The organism is Streptomyces sp. NPDC002130 (genome assembly GCF_040296465.1).
Classification (GTDB): domain Bacteria; phylum Actinomycetota; class Actinomycetes; order Streptomycetales; family Streptomycetaceae; genus Streptomyces.
This window is the reverse complement of the sequence record NZ_JBEOXI010001069.1, coordinates 1-1,175: the sequence shown is the minus strand read 5'-3', so window position 1 is coordinate 1,175 and position 1,175 is coordinate 1. Positions and strand designations below refer to the sequence as shown.

Genomic DNA, 1,175 nt, shown 5'->3' with positions numbered 1-1,175 from the left:
GCCAACGAGCTGCTGAAGTTCGAGGACGGCACCCTCGGCCTCGCCCTCAACCTCGAGGAGCGCGAGATCGGTGCCATCGTCCTCGGCGAGTCGAAGTCACCGTGACCGTCTCCGGGTTCGGTTCCGTCACCACCAGTTTTTCCAGCGAAGAGGACAAAGCATGAGCAAGGTCAAGGTCGCGATCATCGGATCGGGCAACATCGGCACGGATCTGATGATCAAGGTGCTGCGCAACTCCGACTACCTGGAGATGGGCGCGATGGTCGGCATCGACCCGGCGTCGGACGGCCTCGCCCGTGCTGCGCGTCTGAACGTGCCGATCACGGCTGAAGGTGTCGAGGGTTTGATCGGTCTCCCGAACTTCGACGAGATCGAGATCGTCTTCGACGCCACCTCGGCAAAGGCTCACGTCGCCAACAACGCGCGGCTGGCTCCCCTCGGCAAGCGCATGATCGACCTGACGCCTGCAGCGATCGGCCCGTACGTCGTGCCGGCCGTCAACGCGGACGAGCACCTGGATGCACCCAACGTCAACATGGTGACGTGTGGTGGCCAGGCCACGATCCCGATGGTTGCCGCCGTTTCTCGGGTGGTCCCGGTGGCGTATGCGGAGATCGTCGCGTCCATCGCCTCCAAGTCCGCAGGTCCCGGAACGCGCGCCAACATCGACGAGTTCACCGAGACCACGTCCGAGGCGATCGTGGCTGTCGGCGGCGCCCGCCGCGGCAAGGCCATCATCATCCTCAACCCCGCTGAGCCGCCGCTCATCATGCGCGACACGGTCTTCTGCCTCGTCGACGCCCCGGACCCGGCTGTTCACGAGGAGATCCGTCAGTCGATCGAGAAAATGGTCGGCGACGTCTCCGCGTATGTTCCCGGCTACCGGCTCAAGCAGGAAGTCCAGATCACCGAGATCCCGGCCGACCAGCCGGTCGAGACGTTGCTCGTCGACGGCAATCGCCCCACCCATCAGGTGTCGGTGTTCCTCGAGGTCGAGGGTGCTGCACACTACCTGCCTGCGTACGCCGGCAATCTCGACATCATGACGTCCGCCGGAATGCAGATCGCGGAGCGCATCGCCGCCGAGATCGACCGCATCCAGGAGATGGGCGGCGCGATGGCGGCCGTCGAGTCCGGCTACCTCAAGTCGCAGCTGGTCGCCTCGCACGCCGAGC

Annotated in this window: 1 protein-coding gene and 1 pseudogene; both read left to right on the top strand. The window is 65.3% G+C overall.

Features of this window, described 5'->3' with window-relative positions; translation table 11 throughout:
- Positions 1–90: pseudogene (locus tag ABT116_RS48465) on the top strand (hypothetical protein); the annotation flags it as partial.
- 70 nt (positions 91–160) lie between these two features.
- A partial coding sequence (locus tag ABT116_RS48460) for an acetaldehyde dehydrogenase (acetylating) (protein WP_351647922.1) occupies positions 161–1,175 on the top strand: 1,015 nt, incomplete at its 3' end.